This window comes from Streptomyces sp. NBC_00094 (assembly GCF_026343125.1).
Taxonomy (GTDB): Bacteria; Actinomycetota; Actinomycetes; order Streptomycetales; family Streptomycetaceae; genus Streptomyces.
In genome coordinates this window covers 3,675,183-3,692,230 of the sequence record NZ_JAPEMB010000001.1, presented here as the reverse complement: position 1 = coordinate 3,692,230, position 17,048 = coordinate 3,675,183, and the positions used below count along the sequence as shown (strand labels likewise).

The window sequence follows — 17,048 nt, the reverse complement described above, 5'->3', positions numbered from 1 at the left end:
TCGGGGGAGGGCGGGAAGACCGAGGAAGTGGACATGTCGATGCCGGAAGGGCACACGGCGGAATGGGACGCGAGGACGGCGTGAGCGGCACCAGCACCATCGGGAGGGCCTTCGAGGCCCTGTACGCGAACGACGACGGCTCGCTCGACACGGCGGCGTCGCTGCTCGCCGCCGACCAGGGCGCGGACGAGGAACTGGCACGGCGGGGCGAGGAGTTCGTACGGACGCTGTGGGGGAGGGGCTGGCAGCCGGCCGACGTGGTCCGCATGGTCCGCCGCGAGCTCTCCGACGAGCACGTCCGCCTTGTCTCCGCCCTGATCAGGACGGAGACGGCGGGATACGCGCGGCTGCCCCATCGCTGGCAGGCGCAGCTCGACGACCTGGAATCCGGCGCGGGTGGCCGGCCGACGGACCGTTTCTCGTACGCGACGACCGTCCTGGAGCTGTACCGGATCCTGGTCCGGCTGCCGCGGCTGGACGCGGTCGGCCCGGTCCCGGGCGAGGCGCTGCCGCCGGCGACCGCGGGGGAGCCGCGGATGCTCGGCCGGATCAGGGCGCTGCTCGCGAAGGCGGAGGCGACGGGGTATCCGGAGGAGGCGGAGGCGCTCACGGCGAAGGCCCAGGAGCTGATGGCCCGGCACAGCCTGGACGAGGCGACGCTCGCGGCGGGCGCGCCGTCACCGGAGACGCCGGGTGCGATCCGGATCGGGGTGGAGCCGCCGTACGAGCAGGCGAAGGCGATCCTGCTGGACGCGGTGGCGACGGCGAACCACTGCCGGGCGGTGTGGAACGAGTCGTACGGCTTCTCCACGGTGGTCGGCTTCGAGGCGGACCTGGATCCGGTGGAGCTGCTGTACACGTCGCTGCTCGTGCAGGGGACGGCGGCGATGACGCGGGCGGAGGCGGAGCAGCGGGCGGGCGGCCGGAAGCGTACGAAGGCGTTCCGTCAGTCCTTCCTCCTCGCGTACGCCAACCGCCTCGGCAGCCGTCTGTCGGCGACGTCCCGGCGGGTCGCCGCCGAGGCCCCGACGCTCCTCCCGGCGCTCGCCTCCCGCGACCTCGCGGTCACGAGCCGCACGGACGAACTGTTCCCGGAGACGCGGGCGACGCGGGTCCGCGCGGCCTGGGACGAAGAGGGCTGGAACCACGGCGCCACGGCAGCGGATCGAGCGGGCCTCCACCCGGGCCGCCGACACCTTCCGTAGGAGCTTGCGGGGTGCCGGGCGCGGGGGAGTGAAGGGCGCGGCCCGGGTGCCCGCCGCGGCGGTGCGCGTCGCCCCCGGTGCTCGCCCTCGCGGTGCTCGCCCTCGCGGTGCTCTCCCTCGCGGTGCTCTCCCTCGCGGTGCTCGCCCTCACGGTGCTGCGCGCCGCCCCGGTGCTCGCCGGGGCGGCGCACAAGAGGTGAAATGCCCTGTATAACCCGCTTCGCGGATACGCTCAGGGCCATGAGTTGGCTCCGGGCCCTGAAGGAGACCGCCCGCTCGGGGTTCTCCGTCGAGCGGCGGCGGCTCGAACCCGCCATCGCCGCCCGCGGCGCCCTCGGACTCGCCCTCGTCGTCGGCGTCTCGCTCGCCCTCTTCGGCCCCGCCGTCGCCGCCGCCTCAGCGTTCGGCGCCTTCCAGGCCGCCATCGCCACCTTCCAGCGCTCCTGGCGCCCGCGCCCCACCCTCGCCCTCGCCTCCGGCGCCAGCCTCGCCGTGTCGACCTTCCTCGGTTACCTCACCGGCGCGGGCGCCCACCCCGTCCTCTTCCTCGCCCTGCTGCTCCTCTGGACGTTCCTCTCGGGACTCGCCTGGGCCGCCGGCCCCACCGCGGGCATCATCGCCTCCTCCAACGTGGCGATCATGCTGGTGACGGTCACCCTCCCCACCTCCGTCGCCGGCGCCGCCGGCCACGCGGTCATGATCTTCATCGGCGGCGTCGTCCAGGCCGCCCTCGTCGTCCTCCTCCCCGTCCGCCGCTGGGGCGCCCAGCGCGACGCCCTCGCGGACGCCCTCGCCGCCGAGGCGGACTACGCCCGCCGCCTCCGCCAGGACCCGGTCGCCGCCTTCGACCCCGTACCGCTCATGACGGCTCGCAACGCCGCCGCCGTGACCCCCCGCCAGGCCCGCAGCCGCCCGGCGGAACTGCACGGCGCGCGGGGGCTCGCCGAGCGGATCCGCCCGGTCCTCGCCTCGCTCGCGGACCCGGCGGTCGGCGTACCCGAGGAAGGGGCGCAACGGGACCGCGTGCGCGAACTGCTGGCCGCGGCCGGTGCCGTCCTCGACGCCGCCGCGCACGCGATCCGGCACGGCGAGCCGGTCACCCTCCCCCCGGCGGCCGTCGCCGCCCTCCGTACCCCCGACACCGGCGCGATCCTCTCCGGCCCGTCCCGCCGCGCGGCCGTCCGGCTCGCCGCGCTCCTCGGCGACGTCGTCGAGACGGCGGAGCCCCGTACCGAGACGAGCACGGAGGAGGCCCGCACCCGCCCCACGATGGTCCGGCTCGCGCCGATCGTCCTCGCGAAGATGCGCGCCGAGCTCCGCCCCGACTCCCCGATCCTGCGCCACGCCGTCCGCGTCTCGGCGGTCACGGCCGTCGGCTACCTCCTCGGTACGGCGCTCCCCTTCGGCCACGGCTACTGGGCGCCGATGGCCTCGGTGATGGTGATGCGCCCGGACTTCTCGCAGACGTACGCCCGTTCCGTGGCCCGCTTCGGCGGCACGCTCGTCGGGGTGGCGCTCGCGACGGCGGTCGTCCGGACGGCGCACCCGGGCATGTACCTGTCCGCCGCGCTCGCGGTGCTCTGCGCCTTCGGGATGTACCTGCTGATGCGCACGGGGTACGCCGTCAGCCAGGTCTGCGTCGCCGCGTACGTCGTCTTCCTGCTCGGCATGGACGGCGCCGGCCTGACCCAGACGGTCCGGGAACGTGTCCTGCTGACCCTCCTCGGCGGGCTGCTCGCCATGCTCGGGTACGCCGTCTACCCCGCCTGGGAGACGCCCCGGCTGCGCGGCCGCCTCGCGGACTGGCTGGCGGCGGACGGCCGGTACGCCGCGGCCGTCGCCGCCCGGTACGCCGAACCCGCCGGCCACTCCTGCCCCGACGTCCGGGAGGCGCTCCTCGCCACCCGGGCCGCCCGGGTGGCCTGGCAGGAGGCCGTGGCCCGGGCGACCCACGAGCCGGTGCGCCACCGGGGGCTCTCGCACGCGACGGCGGAGGAGGCCGGGCACGCCCTGGCGGAGTTCGGCCGGGCGGCCATGCTCCTGGAGGCGCACCTGCCGGAGCGCGGCACCGCGCCGATGCCCGCCGCCGCGGCCCTCGCGGAGGCCCTGCGCCGGGCGACGGAGCGGGGCGCCAAGGACGTACGGGAACGCAGGGAACCGCGCTGGGACGACCTCCGGGAGACCGTCGCCGCCTGGTCGGCCGATCCGCCGGACCACTTCCTCCTCGACAAGGGCGCCCGGCTGCTCCTCGACGCCCTGGACGAGCTCACGGCGGCACTGTCGGACGCCACCCGGTAGGACGGGGTCCGGATCCTGGCGGCCCGGTCCCGACGGGCCCGGTCCGTCAGGACCAGCCCCCTCCGCCCCTCACCACGACGCCTTCCGCACCCCCGGCAGGAACCCCGCGTGCGCCTGCTGCCGCATCCGGATCCGGGACATCCCGAACTTCCGCAGATGGCCCCGGGGCCTGCCGTCCACCGCGTCCCGGTTCCGTAGCCGGGTCGCGCTCGCGTCCCGGGGCTGGCGGGCGAGTTCGCTTACCGCCGCCTCGCGGTCGGCGGCCGGGGTGGCGGGGCGGCGGACGATCTCCTTCAGCTCGGCCCGCCGCTCGGCGTACCGCGCCACGACCGTCCTCCGTCGCTCGTCGCGTGCGATCTTGCTGCGCTTGGCCATCAGACCTTCCCCCCGCGCGCCCGGATGCGGGCCACGGCCGCCTCGACGCCGATGGTGTCGACGGTCTTGATCGCGCGGGCGCTGAGCGTGAGCCGGACGAACCGGCCCTCACCGGCGAGCCAGTACCGCTTGCGCTGGATGTTGGGGTCGAAGCGGCGCGAGGTGCGCCGGTGGGAGTGCGAGATCCGGTTGCCGAATCCGGGGCGTGCGCCGGTCAGCTGGCAGTGGGCGGACAAGGGTGACCTACCTCTCCGTGGAGTCATTGGAAATGGGAACCATTTTCATTTACTCTACACACCATGGCCCGCAACGAACTCCGCCCCGTCGTCAAGCTCCGGTCCACCGCCGGCACCGGATTCACCTACGTCACCCGCAAGAACCGCCGCAACGACCCCGACCGCCTCACCCTGCGCAAGTTCGACCCGGTCGTCCGCGCGCACGTCGACTTCCGAGAGGAGCGCTGAGCCACCCATGAAGCCCGGCATCCACCCCCCGTACGAACCCGTCGTCTTCCGTGACAAGGCGGGCGGCTTCGCCTTCCTCACCCGCTCCACGCTCACCAGCGACAAGAGCGTGGAGTGGGAGGACGGGCGCACCTACCCCGTCGTCGACGTCGAGATCTCCTCGGCGAGCCACCCCTTCTACACCGGCACCGCACGCGTCCTCGACACCGCGGGCCGCGTCGAGCGCTTCGAGAAGCGGTACGGACGGCGCGAGGCCCCCTGATGCTCACCGTCGCCCTCGTCGGAGGCCTCCACTCCGACGCCCGCCGCGCTGCCGTGGACCGGCTCCTGGCCGACGTCCCCGGCAGCGTGGCGCTCCACCACGACCTCGCGACGGCCCCGGAGACCGGGACCGTCGCCCGTACCGTCCGGGACGCCACCGGCGTCCTGTCCACCGGCGAGACGCCGCTCGTCAACGACTGCGCCTGCTGCGCCCTGCGCGCGGACCTCGTCCCCGAACTGGAGCGCTTCCGCGACTCCGGACTCACCCGGCTCGCGGTCGTCGAGCTCTGGGACTCCGTCGAGCCCAAGGCGATGGCCGAGGTCGTCGCCTCCGCCGGCTTCCGGATCGGCGCCGTCGTCACCGCCGTCGACCCGGCGCTCCTCCTGCCGTACCTCGGCAACGGAGACGACCTGGCCGACGTCGGTCTCGCCGCGGCCGCGACCGACCGCCGTACCGTCGCCGACACCTGGGCGCGCCAGCTGGAGTACGCGCCCGTCCTCGCCGTCACCGAGAACCCCGAGGCCGACTCCGAGGACCGGGCCCTGCTCGACCAGCTCCACCCCACCGCCCGGCGGATCCCCGTCGAGGGCGGCGGGCTCGCCGCGGTGGTCTTCGCCGGCTTCGACGTGGAGGCCGCGGCCGCCGCCCAGCACCCGGCCTGCGCGCTGCTGCCGCAGGAGGCGGACGACCACGGCGTCGCCACGTACGTCTGGCGTCATCACCGGCCCTTCCACCCGGAGCGGCTCTACGCCGCGCTGGAGGACCTGACCTGCGCCGCCGCCCGCAGCCGTGGCCGCTTCTACCTGGCCGACCGGCCCGACACCCTCCTCGCCTGGGACGCGGCGGGCGGCGCGCTGTGCGTGGAGAGCGCCGGCCCCTGGCTGGCCTCGCTGCCCGACGCGGCCTGGGAGCTGGTCCCGCCGGTACGGAGGGCCGCCGCGGCCCTCGACTGGCACCCGGAGCACGGCGACCGCTGTCAGCACCTGGTCTTCACCTCGCCCGGCCTCGACCGCGACGGCCTGGCCGAGGTCCTCGGCTCCTGCCTGCTCACGGACGCCGAGTACGCGGCGGGGCGCGAGTCCTGGAAGGGGCTCGCCTCCGCCTTCGACACCCTCCTGGAGGTCTGAACCCCATGCCCACGAAGTCCCCGCGCAAGCCGGTGCGGACGCGGCCCAACCCTCTGGACCGTGACGGCGTCACTTACGTCGACTACAAGGACACGGCCCTGCTGCGGGCGTTCGTCTCCGATCGGGGGAAGATCAGGAGTCGTAGGGTGACCCGGGTGAGCGCGCAGCAGCAGCGGCAGATCGCGCGGGCCGTGAAGAACGCCCGTGAGATGGCACTTCTGCCGTACTCCTCGGTAGCACGCTGAGTGGCGTAGCCGCTACGCCACCCCTCGTGCACGTGCATCTGCTCATGCATCGACATATGAACACAGCTATGATCCGAGGAAGTTGACACCTGCACCAAGCAACTCGGGGAGCTACCAGTGCATCATGCGCATCACGCGTACAACGGCATGGCGGCCACGGAGCTGCGAGGCGTCGTGTGGCAGAAGAGCAGGCACAGCAACTCCCAGGGATCCTGCGTGGAGTTCGCGAAACTTCCGGGGGGAAACGTTGCCGTGCGCAATTCTCGTCACCCCGACGGGCCCGCACTCGTCTACACGCCGGCGGAGATAGAGGCGCTCCTGCTCGGCGTGAAGGACGGGGAGTTCGATCACCTGGTGTGAATCCGGTGTCACGACGGACATGCGGGAAGGGCCCCGGCGGATACCGCCGGGGCCCTTCTCTCGTACAGGAACCGCCTACTGCTCGGGCCCGACCCGGAACAGCGCCCACACGACCTTGCCCTGGAGCGTCCCGGCGAGCGGGTGCCAGCCCCAGCTGTCGCTGAACGACTCCACCAGGAACAGCCCGCGTCCCGACTCGGCGGCGAAGTCCTCCTCGCCGCCGCGTGCCTCCGGGCTCTCCTGGCTGGGGTCGCGCACGGCGCACACGAGGCGGGAGGCCCAGCGCATGAGGTGCAGTCTCACCGGCGGGTTCTGGCCGTCCTCCTGGTGCGCGTCGGCGGGCACCGCGTGACGCAGTGCGTTGGTGACGAGCTCGGAGACGACCAGGGCCACGTCGTCGAAGCGGTCGGCCATGTCCCACCGGTCGAGCGTGGCGCTGGTGAACTTCCTGGCCCCGCGCACGGCTTCGTACCGAGCCGGAAGGGCGCAGGAGGCGGAGGTGGAGACGGCGCCGGGATCGATCGGCGGAAGGCCCTGCCGTAACGGCTCGAGCACGGTCGATCCATTCGTCCCCATGCGAGGCACTCCCGGGAATCGCGACTGTGGTGCGACAACACGACAACACGAACGAGTACGCGGCTGCGCGGGGTCCATGGTTCCGAATGCGACCACTGGATGCAAGGGCAGATGCACGTGCACGCGCCGGACCTGTCCGTCCCTGTGGTGAATCTGTGCATATCTTCTGCGGGTTGATGGGTGAATCGGCGCGCTCCGGCCCCCGGTCAACCCCCTCTCGGTCGATCACCTGCCCGGAACTCGCCCCCTTTCCGTAATCGAATGTGTACGCGCTGAAGCATTTGGTGGCAGAATCCGGGGCTCGACGGGGGCTCGACACCGTAATGGGGAGGCTGAGAGCCGTGACCGCAGGCGAATCCGGCGGAGCGAGCGGGAGTGTGGTCCGGCGGATCCTGCTGGGCTCCCAGTTGCGGAGGCTGCGCGAGTCGCGCGGCATCACCCGCGAGGCGGCCGGCTACTCGATCCGCGCCTCCGAATCCAAGATCAGCCGTATGGAGTTGGGACGGGTGAGCTTCAAGGCCAGGGACATCGAGGATCTGCTCACGCTCTACGGAGTCGGCGACGAGACCGAGCGCGGCGCGCTCCTCGGGCTCGCCCGCGAGGCGAACGTCACCGGCTGGTGGCACAGCTTCGGCGACGTCCTGCCGGGCTGGTTCCCGACGTACATCGGTCTCGAAGGCGCCGCCTCCCTCATCCGCGTCTACGAAGTCCAGTTCGTCCACGGCCTGTTGCAGACCGAGGCGTACGCCCAGGCCGTCGTCACCCGGGGGATGCCCGAGGCCTCGCCCGCCGAGATCGACCGCCGCGTCGCCCTGCGCCTCGAACGGCAGAAGGTCCTCGTCTCCGAGCGCGCGCCGCAGTTCCACGCCGTCCTCGACGAGGCCGCGCTGCGCCGCCCCTACGGCGACCGCTCCGTCATGCGGGGGCAGTTGAGGCATCTCATCGAGATCTCCGAGCACCCCGGCGTCACGCTCCAGGTCATGCCCTTCAGCTTCGGCGGGCACGCCGGCGAGAGCGGCGCCTTCACGATGCTGAGCTTCCCCGAGTCCGACCTCTCCGACATCGTCTACCTGGAGCAGCTCACCAGCGCCCTCTACGTCGACAAGCGCGAGGAGGTCGCCCAGTACCAGCGCGTGATGGAGCGCCTCCAGAAGGACAGTCCGGATCCGGCCGAAAGCCGGGACCTTCTCCGTGGACTCCTCCAACTCTCCTGACACATCAGTACGATGACGTGACATCAGTTCGCGGGTAGAGGGGTCTCGATCCATGTCGCACTTCACCGACCTGGCTCACCAGTACATCGACGGCGAGTGGAAGCCCGGCAGCGGCTCGTGGGACATCATCGACTTCAACCCGTACACCGGGGAGAAGCTCGCGTCGATCACCGTCGCCACCAAGGGCGAGGTCGACCGCGCCTACCGCGCGGCCGAGCGCGCCCAGGTCGCGTGGGCCGAGACGAACCCGTACACGCGCCGGCTCGTCTTCGAGCGCGCGCTGCGGATCATCGAGGACCGCGAGGCGGAGATCGCCGAGACGATCATCGCCGAGCTCGGTGGCACCCGCCTCAAGGCCGCCTTCGAACTGCACCTCGCCAAGGAGTTCCTGCGCGAGGCGATCCAGCTCGCGCTGCGCCCCGAAGGCCGCATCCTGCCCTCCCCGGTCGACGGCAAGGAGAACCGCGTCTACCGCCTCCCGGTCGGTGTCGTCGGCGTCATCTCCCCCTTCAACTTCCCCTTCCTCCTCTCGATCAAGTCGGTCGCCCCGGCGCTCGCCCTCGGCAACGCGGTCGTCCTCAAGCCCCACCAGAACACCCCGATCTGCGGCGGCACCCTCGTCGCCAAGGTCCTGGAGGAGGCCGGACTCCCGGCCGGTCTGCTGAACGTCGTCGTCACCGACATCGCCGAGATCGGCGACGCGCTGCTGACCCACCCCGTCCCGAAGGTCATCTCCTTCACCGGCTCCGACAAGGTCGGCCGCCACGTCGCCACGGTCTGCGCGCAGAACTTCAAGCACGCCGTCCTCGAACTCGGCGGCAACAGCGCGCTGATCGTCCTCGACGACGCCGACGTCGACTACGCGGTGGACGCGGCCGTCTTCAGCCGCTTCGTGCACCAGGGCCAGGTCTGCATGGCCGCCAACCGCATCCTGGTGGACCGCCGCCTGGAGGCGGAGTTCACCGAGAAGTTCGTGGCGAAGGTGAAGACCCTGCGCGTCGGCGACCCGGCCGACCCCGCCACCCACATCGGCCCGCTCATCAACTCCCAGCAGGCGGAGGCCGTCTCCTCGCTCGTCGACCAGACGGTGGCGGCCGGCGCGACGGCGCTGCTCCACGGTTCGGTGGAGGGCAACGTGGTCTCCCCGTCCGTCCTGACCGGCATCGCGGCCGACTCGCCCGTGCTGACCCAGGAGATCTTCGGCCCGGTCGCGCTCATCGTCCCCTTCGACGGCGAGGACGAGGCCGTACGGATCGCCAACGACACCCCGTACGGGCTGAGCGGCGCCGTCCACACCGGAGACGTCGAGCGCGGTGTACGGATCGCCCAGCGCATCCACACCGGCATGATCCACATCAACGACGGCACCGTGCACGACGAGCCGATCGTGCCCTTCGGCGGCGAGAAGCACTCGGGCATCGGGCGGCTCAACGGCGACGCGATGATCGACGTGTTCACCACCCAGAAGTGGATCTCCATCCAGCACGGCCGGAGCCGGTTCCCCTTCTGATCGGTGCCGAGGGCTGATCGGGGTTGAGGACAGATCGGGGTTGAGGGCGGATCGGCGTTGAGGACAGAAGCTGTCCTCAAGGGTTCGTAGTGTCGTCGGTGTCGGGAAGGTTCAACCCGATCACGTCACTACGGAAGGCGGACATCATGGTCGCTCTCGTTCCCACCGAGGCCCACGGCGACGAGCGCGGTGCGCTCCTCAACTTCATCGAGGCCCAGCGCGCCGCGGTCCGCCGCTCGCTCCTCAACCTCACCGAGGAGCAGGCGGCGAGCCGCCCCAGCGCCAGCGAGCTGACCCTGTCCGGCCTGCTCAAGCACGTCGCCGAGGTGGAGCTGAACTGGCTCCGCCTCGCCCAGCAGCGGCCGAACGAGAAGCAGCGCACCCAGGAGACCTGGGGTGAGGGCTTCACGCTCGTCGGGGACGAGACGGTCCCGCAGATCGTCGCGTTCTGGGCGGGCGTGGCGAAGGAGACCGAGGACTTCGCCCGCTCCGTGCCGAGCCTGGACGACACCTTCCCGCTGCCGGAGGCGCCCTGGTTCCCGAAGGACGGCCGGGTGTCGATCCGCTGGATGCTGCTCCACCTGGTCCAGGAGACGGGCCGGCACGCGGGGCACGCGGACGTCATCCGCGAGTCCCTGGACGGCAAGACCTCCTTCGCGCTGATCGCGGAGGAGGGCGGGCACTGACCCCCGCGCGTACCCTGGTCAAAATTGACTAAGGAGGTGTGGGCCATGTCGGCGATCCGGCTGCTCGTCCTGGGCGCGGTGAAGCAGCACGGCCGCGCCCACGGCTACCAGGTGCGCAACGACCTGGAGTACTGGGGCGCGCACGAGTGGTCCCACGCCAAGCCCGGCTCGATCTACCACGCGCTCAAACAGATGGCGAAGCAGGGACTGCTGCACGCCCACGAGATCGCGCCGAGCGCGGTCGGCGGGCCGCCGCGCGTCGAGTACGAGCTGACGGAGCAGGGCCTGGAGGAGTACTTCACGCTCCTGCGTGAGGCCCTGACCACGTACGACCAGAAGATGGACGTCCTGTCGGCGGGCATCGGCTTCATCGTGGACCTCCCCCGGGAGGAGGCGGCGGAGCTGCTGCGCCGGCGGGTGCGGGCGCTCGACGAGTGGCGGGCGGCGGTCACCGGGTACTACACGCCCGAGGGCGGCCCGGGGCAGCTCGGGCACATCGGCGAGATCATGCACCTCTGGGTCCACTCGGCGGACGCGGGCAAGGAGTGGACGCTCGGCCTGATCGACCGGATCGAGGGCGGGGCGTACGTGTTCGCGGGCGAGGGTGATCCCTTCGTGGGCGTGCTCGCCGAGGGCGAGGAGAACCCGTTCGCGACGGGACCCACCGAGTAATCAAGTTTGACTAGAAGCCCGCGAGGGCATAACTTCCTCCGTCGGCGACAAGTGGTCAAATTTGACTAAGGCGTTTTCGGAGGAATCGGAATGGACAAGGACGCGATCCTCGTGGAGGGCGCACGGAAGCGGTACGGGGAGAAGGACGCCCTGGCCGGGCTCGACCTGGCCGTGGGCCGCGGCACCGTCCACGGCCTGCTGGGCCCCAACGGCGCGGGAAAGACCACGACGGTACGGATCCTGGCCACCCTGCTGCGCCACGACGAGGGCCTGGTGCGGGTCGCGGGTCACGACGTACGGACCGAGGCGCGGGAGGTGCGGCGGCGGATCGGGCTGCTCGGACAGCACGCCGCCCTCGACGAGGAGCTGGGCGGCCGGCAGAACCTGGAGATGTTCGGCAGGCTCCACCACCTGGGCGCGCGGGGCGCGGGGGTGCGGGCCGACGAGCTCCTGGAGCGCTTCGGCCTCGCCGACACCGGCCGCAAGCCCGTCGGGCAGTACAGCGGCGGGATGCGGCGGCGGCTCGACCTGGCCGCCTCGCTGATCACCGAGCCCGAGGTGCTCTTCCTCGACGAGCCGACGACCGGGCTCGACCCGCGCGGCCGGGGCGAGGTCTGGGACTCGGTGCGCTCCCTGGTCGACGGCGGTACGACGGTCCTGCTCACCACCCAGTACCTGGAGGAGGCCGATCAGCTCGCCGACCGGATCTCGGTCGTGGACCGGGGGCGGGTCGTCGCCGACGGCACGGCCGACGAGCTCAAGGCACGGGTCGGGGCGGACCGCATCGACGTGGTCGTACGGGACGCGGCACGGCTCGGCGAGGCGGCCGGGCTGCTGCGGGCGGCGGCGCGGACGGGCGTGGGCGCGGGTGCGGGCGCGCGTGCGGACGTGGAAGTGGATGTGGATGTGGACGCCGACCGGCGGCTGCTCAGCGCGCCGGTGGCGGACCGGATGGCCTCGCTCACCGAGACCGTCCGGGCCCTCGGGGAGGCCGGGATCGAGGCGGAGGACATAGCCCTGCGGCGGCCGACGCTGGACGAGGCGTTCCTGCGGCTGACGGACCGGGATGCCGGTCGGGAGAAGGAGGTGGCGGTATGAGCGCCGCGTACGTGGTGAGCGACTGCTGGACGATGACCCGCCGCGAACTGGCCCACTGGGCGCGGCAGCCCGTGCAGGTCCTGGTCGGGCTCGTGTTCCCGGTGATGATGCTGCTGATGTTCGGCTACCTCGTCGGCGGCGGACGGGCCGTCGACGGCGACTACGTCGACTACCTGGTGCCGGGGATGCTCACGCTGACCATGGTCTTCGGGCTCGAAGGCACCATGACGGCGGTGACGCAGGACCTGAACAAGGGTGTCATCGACCGGTTCCGGTCGATGCCGATGGTCGACGGCGCGGTGCTGGTGGGGCGGGCGACCGCCGACATGCTCCAGTCGGCGGCCGGACTGCTCGTGATGGTGGGCGTGGGGTACGCGATCGGCTGGCGGGCGCACGGCGGGCTCGGGAGCACCCTGGGGGCACTGGGGCTGCTGCTCCTGCTGCGCTTCGCGATGCTGTGGATCGGGATCTTCCTCGCGCTGGTCGCGGGGCGGGCGGAGCTGGTCCAGGCGGTGCAGATCCTGGTCTGGCCCGTCGGCTTCCTCTCCAACGCCTTCGCCTCGCCGGAGTCGATGCCGGGCTGGCTCGGCACGGTCGTGGAGTGGAACCCGATGTCGGCGACCGCGACGGCGGTCCGCGAGCTCTTCGGCAATCCGGGCGGTGAGCCGGGACACGTCATGGCGGCGGTGGTGTGGCCGCTGGTGCTGCTGGCGGTCTTCTTCCCGCTGGCGGTACGGAAGTTCGGGCGGCTCGGAAGATAGCCGCGCGGAGGTGGGAACCCGAGGGCGGCGAGCGGTGTATCGAAGGCAGTGGTTCACCGCGAACCGCCCGAGGGGCAAGGGGGATCGTGCGATGCGCAGGCTCATGGGAGCGGCCGGCGCCGTCGTGGCGCTGGTGTGGGTGGTGCTGACGGGTTGTACGGGTGCGGGCGGGGCTACGGGGCCGGGCGGGGCCACGGGTCCGGGTACGGGCGGGAATGCGGGTTCTCAGGGGACCGCGGGAGCTTCGGTGTCCTCAGGGTCCCCAGGGTCCCCAGGGTCGGGGTCCTCAGGGGCCTCGGTGTCGGTCTCCCCGCGGCCCGCGGGGGTGTTCGGGGCACCGCCCCGGCTGCCCTCCTCGCCGGGGCTGCCCGGTTGGGCGCACAGCCTGGGCTTCGCGCGGGACGGCAGCGGGTTCGCGCTGCTCGCCGACTGCGTGAGCGAGCCCGCCGCGCCGGAGAGCGGATTCTGCCGGCAGCACGTGGCCGTGCGGGACGCCGGGGCGAAGGAGTGGGTGCTGCGGCGGTCGCCGCTGCCCGAGACGCGGGGCACGGAGGGGATATCGGCGAACCTGCTGGCGCTCGGCCCGGGCCGGGCGCTGGTCGAGGACGGCGGCGGCGAGCCGGGGGCCAGGACCTGGTTCACGCGGGACGGCGGCCGGAGTTGGCGCGTGGGTGACCGGCGGACGGTCGGCACGATCCCGGAGATACCGGCGGGGGCGGTGCTCACCACCGACTGCGCCGAGCCCGCCGGGGCCGGGCCCGACCTGTGCGACCGGCAGCGGCTCGTCGTGGTCTCGCCGCAGGACGGACGGCGCAGGGCGCTGGCCCGGGTGCCGCTCCTCGGGGCGCACCCGCGGCCCGCGGAGCAGCCGGAGCCCGACGGGTCCTGGTGGGTGTCGGGGACGGACCCGCTCTCCGGGCGGGCGGCGGTCGCCGTCTCCCGGGACGCGGGCCGGAGCTGGACGGTGAGCCGGCTGCCGAGCCCCGCCGCCGGGCCCGGACGGCACACGGCGGTGGCGGTCGGCCGGGACGCGGTGTACGCGGCGGAGCTGGGGGAGTTGACGGGCGGCGAGCCCGTGAAGAACCCGATGCGGGCGCTGCACCGCTCCGTGGACGGCGGCCGGACGTGGCAGCGGATGTGGACCACGGGGCGGGAGCGGGAGCCCCGCACCCTGCTCGGTCTGCCGGTGCCGGGCCCCGGTGGCCGGGTGGAGATCGGCGGGGAGCTCTCCGGGTACGGGAGCGTGGACGGCGGACGGACCTTCGTCCGGCTCGGCGACGGCGGGCACTTCATCCGCCGCACCCCGCTGGGCCTGCTGCGGGAGCAGGCCCCCTGTCAGTACGCGCTGACCGTGGACGGGGTGCGGTGGTCGGAGTTCCGGCTGGCCTGCGGGGACGAGGTCTTCTGAGGCCCGGCCGGTCCTGGCTCAGTGGTGGAAGGAGGTCGCGGCGTCCTTGTCGTGGGTGAACGGGTGGGGCTGGCGCCGGAGTTCGGGCAGGAGCCGGCTCAGGTCCTCGATGAACAGCCCGGCGAGGTCGGCGGAGAAGCCGTTGCGGCAGACGACGCGCAGGACGGACAGGTCCTCGCGGTCGGCCGGGAAGGTGTAGGCGGGGACCAGCCAGCCCTTTTCGCGCAGGCGCCGGGAGACGTCGAAGACGTCGAAGGACGTGACGTCGGGCGCGGTGGTGAAGGCGAAGACGGGCAGCTGGTCGCCCCGGGTGAGGAGCTGGAAGTCGCCCATGGCCTCGATGCGTTCGGCGAGGCCCCGGGCCACGTCCCGGGAGGTCTGCTGCACCGCGCGGTAGCCCTCCCGGCCGAGCCTCAGGAAGGTGTAGTACTGCGCGACGACCTGGGCGCCCGGCCGGGAGAAGTTGAGGGCGAAGGTGGGCATGTCGCCGCCCAGGTAGTTGACCCGGAAGACGAGGTCCTCGGGGAGTTCGGCGGGCGAGCGCCACAGCGCCCAGCCGACGCCCGGGTAGACCAGGCCGTACTTGTGGCCGGAGGTGTTGATCGAGGAGACGCGGGGGAGCCGGAAGTCCCACACGAGGTCCTCGTCGAGGAAGGGGGCGATCATGGCGCCGGAGGCACCGTCGACGTGGACGGGGATGTCGAGGCCGGTGCGTTGCTGGAGGGCGTCCAGGGTGGCGCAGATCTCGGCGACGGGTTCGTAGGAGCCGTCGAAGGTGGAGCCGAGGACGGCGACGACACCGATGGTGTTCTCGTCGCAGAGCGCGGCGGCGGACTCGGCGTCGAGGTGGAAGCGGTCGCCCTCCATGGGGACGAGCCGGGCCTCGACCTCCCAGAAGTTGCAGAACTTCTCCCAGCAGACCTGGACGTTGACGCCCATCACCAGGTTGGGGCGGGCGCCGCTCGCGTACCGGTCGGCGTTCCTCTTGGCCCAGCGGCGCTTGAGGGCCATGCCGGCGAGCATGCAGGCCTCGCTGGAGCCGGTGGTGGAGCAGCCGACGGCGGTGGCCGGGTCCGGGGCGTTCCACAGGTCGGCGAGCATGGCGACGCAGCGGCGCTCCAGTTCGGCGGTGCGCGGGTACTCGTCCTTGTCGATCATGTTCTTGTCGCGGCACTCGGCCATGAGGACGCCGGCCTGGGGTTCCATCCAGGTGGTGACGAAGGTGGCGAGGTTGAGCCGGGAGTTGCCGTCGAGCATCAGCTCGTCGTGGACGATCTGGTAGGCGCTCATCGGGGGCAGCGGCCGGTCGGGGAGGCGGTGGCGCGGCGGGGCCTCGGTCATGCCGCCGACCGGGTCGGCCTCTCCGAAGAAGGGGTTGAGCGCGAGTCGGCGCTCGTGCTGGGGATGGGAGGGGTCGGGACCCTGGTGCAGCGGCATGGGGGCTCCTTCTGTCCGGGTGGGGGAGAGGGGTCAGTGCAGGGAGGCGCCGTGTTCGTCGAGCTCGAGCTGAGGACGTCCGCTGACGATCAGCCAGGCCGGGAGAGAGGCCAGGCAGAGCACGGCGAGCATCGCGGGGGAGGGGGCGAGGATGGCCCCGGTGAAGAGGCTGATCCAGCCCAGCCGGGTGGTGGCGAGCAGGACGCCGAGGACGGCGGAGGAGACGGCGACGGCGGGGTGGACCTCGGGGACGAGCGCCTGGGCGAGCAGTCCGAACGCGGTCCCGATGAAGACGGCGGGGAAGATGCGGCCGCCCCGGAAGCCGCAGGAGGCGGCGACGAGGAGGGCGAAGAGTTTGATCACGGCCAGCTTGGCCAGCTCGCCGGAGGACCAGCTGCCGATCGAGGTGGTGAGCTCCTTGACCTGATCCAGCCCCTTGAACAGGGTCAGCTGCCCGCCGAGGGCGCCCAGGAGGCCGAGGACGAGACCGCCGAGGGGCAGCATCAGCATCGGGTGGCGCAGCCGCCCGAAGACGGCGTGGAGGTAGGGGAAGAGGTAGCAGGAGGCCAGCCCGAAGACGGCCGCGGCGGAGGCGATGGTCAGGGAGGCGAGGAGGTCGCCCCAACCGGGGTCGGTCAGCGGCGGCAGCCCCATGTCGAAGGTCGGCTCGGCGAGCAGCTCCGTGGTCATCGCTCCGGCGCCGGCGGCGACGAGCGGCGCGAAGAGGCGGTCCCAGAGGGAGCCGCGGCCCGGCTGCCCCGCCAGGGCCTCGGAGATCACGAGGGCGGCGGCCACCGGCGTACCGAAGAGGGCGCCGATGGTGGCGGCCGAGGCGAGGGCGACCCAGGCGGCGGCGGGCACCGCCGGCGCCGCCTTGCGGCCGAGCCAGTAGGTGAGGGCGATGTTGGCCGTGATGATCGGGTTCTCGGGGCCGAGGCTGACCCCGCCGGCCAGCGCGAAGGTGGCCGCGATCAGCAGGCCCGGCACCACTCCGGGGGCGAGCGGCGCCCCGCCGAGACCGCCGGAGGCCGGGTCGGGGCCGGCGTGTCCCGGCACCTTCCATACGACGAGGCCCACGGCGATACCGGTCGCCGTGAGCATGACGATGATCCAGAGGGAGGAGTAGCCGCCGATGCCGAGGGCGTCCGGCAGGTCGTTCCAGAGCACGCCCTGGAACTCCTCCGCGAGGGCACTGATCCCCAGGAGCACCAGGCTCGCCCCGACGCCGATCGCCAGCGCGGGCGGGATCTGCCGCAGCTGGACCAGGCGGGGGGCCTCCGAAGGGGAGGGCGACGGCGCGGGCGGAACATGATCAGTGGCCACCGACCCACCATAAGTGAGCAAATGCTG

General features: G+C 72.6%; 20 protein-coding genes. 15 read left to right on the top strand and 5 right to left on the bottom strand.

The features are described from left to right. Positions 1-62 precede the first annotated feature (62 nt). From OG580_RS16045 to OG580_RS16035, 3 genes are all read left to right on the top strand, one after another. Positions 63-1,205: a DUF2786 domain-containing protein gene (locus OG580_RS16045; RefSeq protein ID WP_267044355.1), complete on the top strand. Its 1,143-nt coding sequence runs from the start codon at positions 63-65 to the stop codon at positions 1,203-1,205. 77 nt (positions 1,206-1,282) lie between these two features. Next, on the top strand, positions 1,283-1,405 hold the full coding sequence (locus OG580_RS16040; protein ID WP_267044354.1) for a hypothetical protein: 123 nt from the start codon (positions 1,283-1,285) through the stop codon (positions 1,403-1,405). 40 nt (positions 1,406-1,445) lie between these two features. Further along, on the top strand, positions 1,446-3,503 hold the full coding sequence (locus OG580_RS16035) for an FUSC family protein (RefSeq protein ID WP_267044353.1): 2,058 nt from the start codon (positions 1,446-1,448) through the stop codon (positions 3,501-3,503). Between the two features lie 69 nt (positions 3,504-3,572). Here the strand turns inward: OG580_RS16035 and rpsN are convergent, their stop codons facing one another. Further along, on the bottom strand, positions 3,573-3,878 hold the full coding sequence (gene rpsN, locus OG580_RS16030; RefSeq protein ID WP_267044352.1) for a 30S ribosomal protein S14: 306 nt from the start codon (positions 3,876-3,878) through the stop codon (positions 3,573-3,575). After that, the gene (rpmB, locus tag OG580_RS16025) at positions 3,878-4,114 is read right to left on the bottom strand and encodes a 50S ribosomal protein L28 (RefSeq protein WP_267044351.1); all 237 of its coding nucleotides are present in this window, start codon (positions 4,112-4,114) and stop codon (positions 3,878-3,880) included. Before rpmB ends, rpsN begins: the two co-directional genes overlap by 1 nt. A 63-nt stretch (positions 4,115-4,177) precedes the next feature. Between rpmB and rpmG the strand changes: the two genes are divergently transcribed. The 5 genes from rpmG (at position 4,178) to OG580_RS16000 (ending at position 6,336) form a co-directional block, all read left to right on the top strand. Further along, entirely contained in the window at positions 4,178-4,342 is a 165-nt protein-coding gene (gene rpmG / locus OG580_RS16020) for a 50S ribosomal protein L33 (RefSeq protein ID WP_267044350.1), read from the top strand. Positions 4,343-4,349: 7 nt separating this feature from the next. After that, positions 4,350-4,604, top strand: coding sequence for a type B 50S ribosomal protein L31 (locus OG580_RS16015; protein ID WP_267044349.1), 255 nt, complete (start codon positions 4,350-4,352; stop codon positions 4,602-4,604). Beyond that, on the top strand, positions 4,604-5,731 hold the full coding sequence (locus tag OG580_RS16010; protein ID WP_267044348.1) for a GTP-binding protein: 1,128 nt from the start codon (positions 4,604-4,606) through the stop codon (positions 5,729-5,731). Before OG580_RS16015 ends, OG580_RS16010 begins: the two co-directional genes overlap by 1 nt. A gap of 5 nt (positions 5,732-5,736) precedes the next feature. Continuing rightward, positions 5,737-5,976, top strand: coding sequence for a 30S ribosomal protein S18 (gene rpsR / locus OG580_RS16005; RefSeq protein WP_267044347.1), 240 nt, complete (start codon positions 5,737-5,739; stop codon positions 5,974-5,976). Between the two features lie 147 nt (positions 5,977-6,123). Beyond that, positions 6,124-6,336 (top strand): DUF397 domain-containing protein, encoded by a 213-nt coding sequence (locus tag OG580_RS16000; protein WP_030219358.1) that lies wholly within the window; start codon positions 6,124-6,126, stop codon positions 6,334-6,336. Between the two features lie 75 nt (positions 6,337-6,411). On the opposite strand, the gene OG580_RS15995 is transcribed toward OG580_RS16000, so the two are convergent. After that, the gene (locus tag OG580_RS15995) at positions 6,412-6,912 is read right to left on the bottom strand and encodes an ATP-binding protein (protein ID WP_267044346.1); all 501 of its coding nucleotides are present in this window, start codon (positions 6,910-6,912) and stop codon (positions 6,412-6,414) included. Positions 6,913-7,235: 323 nt separating this feature from the next. Here OG580_RS15995 and OG580_RS15990 point away from each other — a divergent pair, with 323 nt between their 5' ends. The 7 genes from OG580_RS15990 to OG580_RS15960 all read left to right on the top strand — a co-directional run bounded on the left by OG580_RS15990 (position 7,236) and on the right by OG580_RS15960 (position 14,261). Continuing rightward, positions 7,236-8,126, top strand: a complete 891-nt coding sequence (locus OG580_RS15990; RefSeq protein ID WP_267044345.1) for a helix-turn-helix transcriptional regulator — start codon at positions 7,236-7,238, stop codon at positions 8,124-8,126. A gap of 52 nt (positions 8,127-8,178) precedes the next feature. Then, positions 8,179-9,636: an aldehyde dehydrogenase family protein gene (locus OG580_RS15985; protein WP_267044344.1), complete on the top strand. Its 1,458-nt coding sequence runs from the start codon at positions 8,179-8,181 to the stop codon at positions 9,634-9,636. Positions 9,637-9,782: 146 nt separating this feature from the next. Next, positions 9,783-10,322, top strand: coding sequence for a DinB family protein (locus OG580_RS15980; protein ID WP_267044343.1), 540 nt, complete (start codon positions 9,783-9,785; stop codon positions 10,320-10,322). Between the two features lie 45 nt (positions 10,323-10,367). Beyond that, on the top strand, positions 10,368-10,994 hold the full coding sequence (locus OG580_RS15975) for a PadR family transcriptional regulator (RefSeq protein ID WP_267044342.1): 627 nt from the start codon (positions 10,368-10,370) through the stop codon (positions 10,992-10,994). A gap of 90 nt (positions 10,995-11,084) precedes the next feature. After that, on the top strand, positions 11,085-12,092 hold the full coding sequence (locus OG580_RS15970; RefSeq protein ID WP_267044341.1) for an ATP-binding cassette domain-containing protein: 1,008 nt from the start codon (positions 11,085-11,087) through the stop codon (positions 12,090-12,092). Beyond that, complete coding sequence (locus OG580_RS15965; protein WP_267044340.1) at positions 12,089-12,853, top strand: ABC transporter permease; 765 nt, start codon at positions 12,089-12,091, stop codon at positions 12,851-12,853. The genes OG580_RS15970 and OG580_RS15965 overlap by 4 nt, the downstream gene beginning before the upstream one ends. Positions 12,854-13,151: 298 nt before the next feature. Next, a complete protein-coding gene (locus OG580_RS15960; protein WP_267044339.1) occupies positions 13,152-14,261 on the top strand; it encodes a sialidase family protein in 1,110 nt (369 codons plus the stop codon). Between the two features lie 18 nt (positions 14,262-14,279). Here the strand turns inward: OG580_RS15960 and OG580_RS15955 are convergent, their stop codons facing one another. Together OG580_RS15955 and OG580_RS15950 are read right to left on the bottom strand one after the other, a co-directional pair. Beyond that, a complete protein-coding gene (locus OG580_RS15955) occupies positions 14,280-15,698 on the bottom strand; it encodes a glutamate decarboxylase (protein ID WP_267044338.1) in 1,419 nt (472 codons plus the stop codon). A 33-nt stretch (positions 15,699-15,731) separates the two neighbouring features. Then, positions 15,732-17,021 (bottom strand): ion channel protein, encoded by a 1,290-nt coding sequence (locus OG580_RS15950; protein WP_267044337.1) that lies wholly within the window; start codon positions 17,019-17,021, stop codon positions 15,732-15,734. Positions 17,022-17,048 lie beyond the last annotated feature (27 nt).